The following is an 8,536-nucleotide window of genomic DNA, read 5'->3' on the forward strand; positions in this document are numbered from 1 at the left end:
GGTGTGGGTCTTGCCGTCCACGGTGATCTCACGGGGCTCGGTGCGGTACTCGGTGGTGGTCTTGAACTTCACGATCAGGTCCTTTCGGGGCGTGGTGACGTCATGGGCTCACGGCTCCATGACGTCACCACGGAAGGCGGACAGGTCACCGATTCGGCAGGAGGGCGATCAGGTTCCGCACGGTCACCACCACCCCGACGACTTCTTCGCGCGGCGGGCAGCGGCCTCCTGGTCGATGAGCTGCTGACGCTCGCTCTCCAGGACCCGGAGGTCGGCGGCGAACCGCTCCTCGGCACCGCGCCAGATCCGTGCGGCACCGCGCTCAGCCATGGGCGACGACTTGAGGCGGGTGGCCTTGGCAAACACCACTCCCGTGAGTCCGGCGAGCTTGGCCTGGTCTCCCACGGGGAGGGCACTGGAGTCCTTGGAGCGGACTCGCTCCAACTTGCGCTTCACGGCCGCGATCTCGCGGTCGAGGCGGCGGGTGTTCGCCATGGGTCAGCCCTTCCTCGGATAGGTGTGGCCGGCGGGCGGGTACGTCTCGCCCGCAAGCGGCATCGCGCCCTCGATGACGACGTCCTCGAAGTCGGTGAGCGGGAGATCAGCAGTCGGGGAGCCGGTCCGCGCGGCATACGCCGCTTCCAGGCCCTCCAGGAGGCGGCCGGTACGCGCGAAGTCGTCGGCGGCCTTCTCGCTGCGGCGGAAGAGAGCCACGACGGTCACCGCTTCCCGGACTTGTTGCCGGACGAGTCGCGGTTCGTCTGGGAGAGCGCGGCGGGGCCGGTAGTAGTCGACGGCGGCCCGGAACGCGATGGCGCAGAGCCAGCCGTACGCCTGAGCGTCGGCGGCCTTGAGCTGGGAGAGGGAGACAGCGGCGCGAAGCCATGTCTCCGAGACGATGTCCTCGGCAGCGGCGATGTCGCGGTTGCGGACACGCGTCGAGGCGAAGCCGAGAAGACGGATGTTGTAGAGGCGGAACAGCCGGTCAAGGCGGTCCGCGGCTTCTGCGGAGAGCCGCACTGCCTGCGGCTTCGTACTACGTACGTCGATACGATCCATCACAGGATCGGCCCCTTCTGTCAGCTTCAGTCGGGTTCGGTCTCAGGTCCCGGCTTCCGGCGTTCGCGCGCTGGTCCGGGACCGTTTCGTGCACAGGACAGTACTGCTCCCGTTAATGAAAGCTGTACCGGTACTGATAGTGCTCCCCCACTGGTGGGATGTCAAACAGTACCGGTACTGTTTTCCATGAGAGGATCACTCCAGTACTAACGAAGGGAGGGCACATGCCCCGGTATGAGCAGGTCGCTGATGACCTGCGAGCGCGCATCCACGCAGGTGAGTACGCCATCGGCGGGAAGTTGCCGACGTACGCGCAACTCACCGAGATCTATGGCGTCGGGCGCGGCGTAATCAGCTCCGCGCTCGGTGTCCTGGAGCGCGAGGGGCTGATCAGGGTCGTGAAGAAGGCCGGCATCCGAGTCCTGGACTGGCGCATACAGCGCCGCCGGATCGGACGCGGGCAGACCGTCATGCGCGACCCCGCAAGGGGCTACGTCTTCCCGGCCGCGTCCCACGCGGGGGAACCTTGGATCGTCCACGGCAGAGCGGTCCGGTCATACGAACCCGTCCCAGAGCGCGTCGCGTCGCTCCTAGGCATCGAACCGGGGATCGCTGTCCTACGACGTCGCCGGGTGACATCACCGGCAGATGAACCACGCTTCCAAATCGTTGACACCTGGCTGAGCCCCGAAGCTGTGCGCGACGCGCCACGGGCCGCCGACGCTGACACAGGCCCCGGCGGCTACATCGACCGCCTTGAGGAAGCGGGGCACGGCCCGATCGAGTGGACCGAGCACGCTCGTGCTCGAACACCGAGTGATGAAGAGGCTGGCCTACTGGACATCAGCCCGGAATCGACCGTGCTCGAACTGGTCCTGGTCGGCATGTCCCCCACCCTCGGGCGCCCCGTGGACGTCACCGTGCGCGTGATCCCGGCCGATCGGGTGGAGCTGGTGACAGAGCTACGGCGTGACGAATCCGCCCAGTGGCCCGTAGCACCCGTTACTCCCCAGGAGCAACAGTGACCGGTCTGGACGGCAGACTGGACCGATACCGAAACGAGGACGACATGCCCGAAGACCCGATCGCGCAGGGCGAGATCGCCGCGCTGACCCGCCGCTACGAAAACGCGCTCCAGATCGTGCGCGGCGACATCGCCGCCATGGACAACCGGCTGATGGACGTCGAAGGCAAGCTCGACCGCTTCATCGAGGAGACCGGCGAGAGCTTCACCGAACTTCACCAGAAGATCGACCGGAACCAGGCCCAGATCGTTGAGTTGCTGTCCGGCCTGGTGGGCAGGGCGCCGAACGCCGACTGAACCGAGTGGTGTCCCTACCAGCAGTAGGGGTGTCCGCTACGCCGCGTAAGCTGCACAGACCAAAAGCAAGATCCGTAAACGCGCGAAAACCCGCATCCGGATCCTTTGAGGGGTCGAAGCCTCAAAGGGTCGAAGTCCGGAAAGCGGGTTCGCGTTGACCTAGCAGTCATTGCCGAGTGTAAGGCAGAGGCGGGGAGATTTCTCCTCCCCCACCTGACGATCACTCCGGCGGTGGCCCAGAAGGGCGCACGTGTCACACCAGAAGACGGCAGAGATCCCCCGCCAGGGCGGCTCTGTCAGCAACTTGGAGCGGGACGGGATCCCGGCAGGTTGCCGTCCGATCGCGGGTATGAAGCGCGGTTGGTACTACAACGAGTCGACCCGGATGATCCTGCACCGGCAGGACAAGGACGGCCCCGCGCTCCCGATCGGTCAGGTGCCGAAGATCACGGCGCAGATCGTGCATCTCACCGACGACGGTGAGGACATCCGTACCGAGTACCTGGCAGTCGGCAAGCGTCAGCGGCGGGGCCGCATCCTCACCGAGGACGAGCTGGACCGCGGTACGTGGGCGGCGAAGATGGGGATGCGCCGGCCGACCGGCAATGACGAGCGGCATTCGTTCGCGCGGCTGATCCGCGAGGAAGGCGACAAGGCGCCGGTCACCTCGGCCCGGACGTACTACGACGACAACGGTGACCTGGTCTTCCCGGACGCCGACGCGCAGACCCTCGGCTACCGCGTGCTTCGCGGTGAGGAGAAGGCCGCCCGCGAGGCGTGGGACGAGATCGGCGCGTGGATGAGCATGGACGGCAAGTCCGCTCTGGTCTCGGGCGCGTACTTCGCCGGCCCCGTGCTCGACAGCCTCGACATGCTCGCGCACATGGTGTCCGTGCACGGTCCCGGCCAGCAGGGCAAGTCCACGATCCTGACCATCTGCGCAGGCTGCTACGGGGACATCAAGCCCCGGCGGCAGTCCCTCTGGATGACCTGGAACAGCTCGAAGCAGGGCATCACCCAGAACTTGCGGCTCCGCGGCTACCTGCCGCTCGCCCTGGACGAGCACAGCTCCAGCGGCCGGACCATCAAGGAGTCGTCGCGCGAGATCTCGCAGATGGTCGCGGGCGCGATCCGCGCGATGGGCACCGCCGATGGCAGCCCCCGCGAGTCGGACGGCTTCTGGCACTCCGTGATCCTCTCCAGCTCGAACGAGCCGCTCAAGTTCGAGGGCCAGACGGAAGACCTCGCGAGCCGGCTGCAGGAGTTCAAGGCGCCGTTCTTCCCGAACAAGATGGTCGACTCCGAAGGCGCCCCTGCCGAGGAAGGCCACCCGGGCGCGGAGCACATCAGTAAGCGGCTCAAGCGGCTCGCCCGGGATCACGGCGGGTGGCCCGTCGAATGGGCGGTGAAGCTCGGCATGTACCGGGCCCCGAACCTTGCCCAGCTCCGCAAGCTGCACCTGGAGCTCTGCGCAAAGTACCGCCCGGCACAGGGTGGCATCGCCGCGACGATCGCGGAGCTGCACATGGCGTGGGTCGTCGGCGCGCACATGCTCGGTACGGCCATCGGCATCCCGGGCCTGGGCGCGGTTGCGGAGGTCGAGGCCGCCGCACGGCTGGCCGAAGCCATCGAGGTCAGCGCCGAGGCGAACATCCCTGACTCCGAGCGGCTGTGGAACGCGCTGGACGCACTGCGCATCGAGGCGTCGGCCTTCCCCGACATCGACAAGCTGCCGTCCGCTGCAGAGGAAGGGTTCCGTCGTCTGCGCGGGTTCACCGACTCCGCAAAGGGCCAGTGGTGGGTGATCGACCCCGTGGTGCGGCAGACCGCCACCGAAGCCGGGATCGACAACGTCACGGCGGCGCTGCGGCACCTGGACGAGCTGGGCGTGCACATCCGGGGCACCGGAAAGCACGCGCAGCGGAAGCTCCCGCGCTCGCTCCAGGACCAGGGCCTGGGTATCCGGATGCACTGCTTCAACACCGCGAAGGCCGCCGAGAACTTCGCCCCCGAGAACGAGCCGGAAGACAGCCCGCAGGGTGGTCGCGGTTCGGAGTTCCCGGGTGGGACCACCCCCCGGGACCACCCTGAAACGGGGGGGGTGGTCCCAGATTCTGAGCCTCTGACCTGCACCGGGACCACCGGGACCACCGGGACCACCCCTGAGCTCGTGCTCTTTAAAGAAGAGAGCGGAACCACCCCCGAAAGCGGGGCCGAGATGGTGGTTCCGCCGATGCCGAGTGAGGCCCCTGCGGTCGTGTTCCCGGCGCCGGTCGCGGCGGTGACCGACGAGGCGTTCGCGGTGCTGTCGGGGAAGGCCGGCGGGCGGACCGCGTCCGCGCTGCGGTTCGGCGTACTGGGCAACGGCCGTCTGTTGCTGCCGAACTGCGGCTCGGTACACGTGCCGCTGCCGTCCTCGGTGGACGGCGTCCCGGCTCTGATGCAGGCGTACGGGCTCAAGACGCTGTACGTGCACGAGGAGGCCCTGGCTCCTATGGGGCTGCCGACGTTCCGGGAGCGGCAGCACCTGGCGCGGGAGCAGGAGCGGGAGGCCAAGGGGCTGGACGCCACGGCGTACGTCAGGAAGCCGGGGCCGCAGTCACCGGCCGTTCACCCGTGGTCGACGCCGGGCGCGGGCTCCCCGATCGCGGAGATGTACCCGGCGGCGCTGACGGCCTGGATGACGCTGCGGCTGGCCGACGACAAGGCGCGGGACTCGCGGCTGTCGGTGGCGATCCCCGCCTACGACGACCGGATCAAGAAGGCCAAGCAGGAGCGTTTGGGCGGACTGGCTGGCCCGGAGACGCCGGAGATCCTGCTGGACGCGCTGATGGTGTGGACGCTATCCACCGTCCATGGACGCGACGACTACCCGGAGGTGCACCCGTACTACCTGAGCCCGAACCGTACGGCCGAGGACTTCGCGGGCGGTCGTAAGCGTAAGGACGTCGTGTGCGAGGCCATCCGTGGCCGGGAGGTCGTCCCGGCCACGGTGCAGATCCCGACGATGGTGCCGCAGAAGTGGGAGAAGCCTCTGGAGGAGTTCACCCCCGAAGAGGCCGCCGCGATGTGGATCCAGGAGTACGACAAGACAGCGGCCTGGCTGCCCGCGTTCTCCAACGTCCGCCTCGGGACCGGGGAGCCCACCCACTCCACGGGACCGGACATCGCCTACGACAAGCGGTTCGCCGGGTACTGGCGCATCGCGTCCATCCCGGGCACGGTCGCGCTTCCGGGTCTGCCCCCGCTGGTGTTCGAGGAGGCTGAGGAGGGCGGCTACTGGGTGGCCACCCCGAGCATGGACCTGCTCCTGGAGCTCTGGCCCGGCTGGACGCCCGAGATCCTCGAGGCGTGGGTGTGGGAGACCTCGAAGCGGGCCCTGGAGGGCTTCTACAAGAAGGTGAAGGACAGCCGGGTCTACATCGTCGCGGCGGCTGAGGCAGGGCGCCCCGGCGCGAAGTGGGCCAAGCAGGTCAACGGCGCGATGTACCAGTCGTTCCGCGGTTACCTGGGCCGCACGGCAGGCCCGCAGACCGACCACGCCACCGGCCAGGCGTACGCAGCGGACATCTACTGGCGCCCGGACTGGGCCTTCATGCTGCTGTCCCACGCGACGGCGAACATGTACCGCAACCTGCGCGACTACGCCCGCGACGACAAGGTGACGCCGCTGTACGTGAACGTGGACGCCGCCGGGTTCGCCAGTGACCACCAGGACCCGGAGCAGGCGAAGCCCGCCGGGATGCGGCTGGGCTCGCAGGGCGGGCAGTGGACGGCGGAGAACACCGCGCCGCTCACCGAGCTGCTGCACGCCTTCAAGGACGACACCAAGAACGTGCACGTCGAGGTTGAGCGCTACACCGCCAAGCGGGGGGAGTGACCGATGGCCTGGAACATCAAGAAGCTGTTCGGGCGGGGCAAGCCCAAGGAGGAGGCACCCGCCCCAGCAGCGCCGGCGCCCACGGCCCCGCCGGAGGCAAAGAAGCCCGGACGCTTCCGCCGGCTGGCCGACAAGCTCAAGCGCAAGCCGAAGGGGGAGGCCCCTGCACCGACCCCGCCCGCTCCCCCTGCACCGCCGAAAGCCCCTCCGCCCGCACCCCCGGCGCCCCCGGCCCCTGCTGCACCCTCCGAGGGGGAGTACCCCTCCTCGATCGACGTCGAAGCGGACGGGGACTGGATCATCTCCAGCACCGAGTGGAGCGGCCGGATGCAGGGGACCATCCGCGGCAACAAGGCCAAGGAGTTCATCCAGGAATACGAGAAGGGCAACTGGAGCAGGTGCGCGCAGATGGTCGCGGACCACTGGGACGTCAACGTCGCGGACCAGCTCGTGCCTGAGGAGTCGAACATCGACTACATCAACTGGAGTTGAGTTTTCGCTTGAGAGTCGTCAGCTCCCCCTCACCAGGGTTGACAGCGTCGATAGGCTGAGGCGCGAACCGCAGCTTGCAAGGATCAGGGGACTCAGCCTCTCTCCCCAGTCCACTCCCTCCGAGGCGGTTTTCCGCCCCCACCTCCGCCGGGCCCGCACCGATCGGTGCGGGCCCGTTCCCATGGCTCTTGTGACGTCATGACGCCATGAGCCCACGGGTTCACCACTCGTTCGGGCGAGGCTGCCCCCCACGGCACTGGAGCGGGTGCAGGATGGGCCCACCATCACTCAGTCCCGAAGGGGAAGAACTCTGTGAACGTGTTCGATCAGATGGCCTCGGCTGGAAGCCTGCTCGGCGTCGGAATCCAGATTGCCGACGTCACTCTGGAGCTCCGCGAGACCCTGGAGCAGTACCGCGGCGACGTCGAACAGGCCGCCGGCCACCGGGGGCTGAACCAGCGGTGGGCCGAGGCCGAACCAGAGACCCGTTCCGCACTCCTGCTGAACTTCGCCTGGAACTCACGAGAGGACGACATCGAGTTCGGCGAAGGCCACGCCGCCCGGTACGCATCCGACCTCCACCGCTACGCCGCCGGGTACGAGGAAGGCTCCGAGGCATTCCACGGAGTGCGGTTCCCCGCGATGCCGCTGCCCGGCCATGCCGGGGCGCTCGCATCGTCGCTGGGCTTCGACCGGGTTCACGTCGAGATCTCGCTCAAGACCGTGCTCATCCTGATGGCTCCGGCCTACCGGCTCACGGACGCTGCCTGATCCAGGTTCGCGGCCGGTTACCCGCAGCGTGTGCCGATCTTGCCGACCGGGAACCCTCCCGTAAACGGACGGCTCAGACCGCAAGCCTGCGGAACACCGGCCGGTTGGGAGTAATCGCCATGACACGCCATCGCTGCCACGGACCACGGTGCACCACCCTCCTACCGAAGCCCGGCCCACACGGCGGACGGCCCCAGAAATTCTGCTCAGAACGGTGCCGATCCCGTTCCCGCCGGTTCCGCGAACGCCTCCAACGCGGCCTCGAACACCAAGAGGAACGGCTGGACGCCACGGACGAGGAGCGACACCGGTTGCGGTCTGCCGCGTACTCCGTGGCGGCCGAGGCCCGACGCCTCGCCGGCCTTCTCGACCCAGAAGTCGCCAAGCCTGACTGGGAACAGCCAGCCTGGCGCCCCCAGCACCTGCCCGAACTCGGCCAGCCCGGCACCCCCTACACCCGGGCCGCCCTGGAGCTGCTGGACACCGCCCGCCGGGCAGTCGCCGCAGCCGTGACCGCCGACCGCGCGGCGGGTTACGGCTGGACCGCGATCGGCGACGCCCTCGGCGTCAGCCCGGACACCGCCGCACGCCGCTACCGGACAGCAAGGAATGACGTCACAGCCTCGTGAGCCCATGACGTCACAAGCCAACCGAGCTGTCTGAGACCGGGCTCATTGCGCATCTGCGCAATGAGCCCGGCAGACCGTTTGCGCAGATGCGCAAACCGCCCCTGACCTGCCGTGGTGGGGGCTGTGGAGGGGGCTGTAGGGGTTGCCCGCCTCCCGTGGTGAGTACCCGGTACCGGGCACTCACCACGACCCACCATCCATGGTGAGTGGCGCCGGCGGACCGCTCCGCCGAACCTGGGGCCTGCGCAATGAGGCCCGGCACACCGTTGCGCAGATACGCAGACCGCGGGCCCCTGACCTGCCGTGGTGGGGGCTGTGGAGGGTTCCCTGGCTCCGGAACTCACCGCGGCGTCAGTGAGTGGCAACAACTGTGGCACCAACTGT

Annotated in this window: 8 protein-coding genes; 6 read left to right on the forward strand and 2 right to left on the reverse strand. The window is 68.3% G+C overall.

Annotation, left to right across the window (positions count from 1 at the left end; all coding sequences use genetic code 11):
* Nucleotides 1-183: 183 nt before the first annotated feature.
* Together ACFWDI_RS40375 and ACFWDI_RS40380 are read right to left on the reverse strand one after the other, a co-directional pair.
* Nucleotides 184-495: a hypothetical protein gene (locus ACFWDI_RS40375; RefSeq protein ID WP_385312024.1), complete on the reverse strand. Its 312-nt coding sequence runs from the start codon at nt 493-495 to the stop codon at nt 184-186.
* A 3-nt stretch (nt 496-498) separates the two neighbouring features.
* Nucleotides 499-1,059 carry an RNA polymerase sigma factor gene (locus ACFWDI_RS40380; protein WP_385312026.1) on the reverse strand — a complete coding sequence of 187 codons (561 nt, stop codon included), beginning with the start codon at nt 1,057-1,059 and terminating at the stop codon, nt 499-501.
* A 224-nt stretch (nt 1,060-1,283) separates the two neighbouring features.
* On the opposite strand from ACFWDI_RS40380, the gene ACFWDI_RS40385 reads away from it, so the two are divergent.
* The 6 genes from ACFWDI_RS40385 to ACFWDI_RS40410 all read left to right on the forward strand — a co-directional run bounded on the left by ACFWDI_RS40385 (nt 1,284) and on the right by ACFWDI_RS40410 (nt 8,152).
* Nucleotides 1,284-2,084, forward strand: a complete 801-nt coding sequence (locus ACFWDI_RS40385) for a GntR family transcriptional regulator (RefSeq protein WP_385312028.1) — start codon at nt 1,284-1,286, stop codon at nt 2,082-2,084.
* A complete protein-coding gene (locus ACFWDI_RS40390) occupies nt 2,081-2,380 on the forward strand; it encodes a hypothetical protein (RefSeq protein ID WP_385312031.1) in 300 nt (99 codons plus the stop codon). Before ACFWDI_RS40385 ends, ACFWDI_RS40390 begins: the two co-directional genes overlap by 4 nt.
* Nucleotides 2,381-2,729: 349 nt before the next feature.
* Complete coding sequence (locus ACFWDI_RS40395) at nt 2,730-6,260, forward strand: DUF927 domain-containing protein (RefSeq protein ID WP_385312033.1); 3,531 nt, start codon at nt 2,730-2,732, stop codon at nt 6,258-6,260.
* A 3-nt stretch (nt 6,261-6,263) separates the two neighbouring features.
* Nucleotides 6,264-6,752 carry a hypothetical protein gene (locus ACFWDI_RS40400; protein WP_385312035.1) on the forward strand — a complete coding sequence of 163 codons (489 nt, stop codon included), beginning with the start codon at nt 6,264-6,266 and terminating at the stop codon, nt 6,750-6,752.
* A gap of 312 nt (nt 6,753-7,064) precedes the next feature.
* Nucleotides 7,065-7,523: a hypothetical protein gene (locus tag ACFWDI_RS40405; RefSeq protein WP_385312036.1), complete on the forward strand. Its 459-nt coding sequence runs from the start codon at nt 7,065-7,067 to the stop codon at nt 7,521-7,523.
* Nucleotides 7,524-7,834: 311 nt separating this feature from the next.
* Nucleotides 7,835-8,152: a hypothetical protein gene (locus ACFWDI_RS40410; protein ID WP_385312039.1), complete on the forward strand. Its 318-nt coding sequence runs from the start codon at nt 7,835-7,837 to the stop codon at nt 8,150-8,152.
* The last annotated feature ends 384 nt before the right edge of the window (nt 8,153-8,536 follow it).

This window comes from Streptomyces sp. NPDC060064 (genome assembly GCF_042736455.1).
Lineage (GTDB): Bacteria > Actinomycetota > Actinomycetes > Streptomycetales > Streptomycetaceae > Streptomyces.

Excerpts from the sequence above, each read along its gene's own strand:
- ACFWDI_RS40375 (WP_385312024.1), bottom strand. The coding sequence starts at position 495 with ATGGCGAACACCCGCCGCCTCGACCGCGAGATCGCGGCCGTGAAGCGC.
- ACFWDI_RS40380 (WP_385312026.1), bottom strand. The coding sequence starts at position 1,059 with ATGGATCGTATCGACGTACGTAGTACGAAGCCGCAGGCAGTGCGGCTC.
- ACFWDI_RS40385 (WP_385312028.1), top strand. The coding sequence starts at position 1,284 with ATGCCCCGGTATGAGCAGGTCGCTGATGACCTGCGAGCGCGCATCCAC.
- ACFWDI_RS40395 (WP_385312033.1), top strand. The coding sequence starts at position 2,730 with ATGAAGCGCGGTTGGTACTACAACGAGTCGACCCGGATGATCCTGCAC.
- ACFWDI_RS40400 (WP_385312035.1), top strand. The coding sequence starts at position 6,264 with ATGGCCTGGAACATCAAGAAGCTGTTCGGGCGGGGCAAGCCCAAGGAG.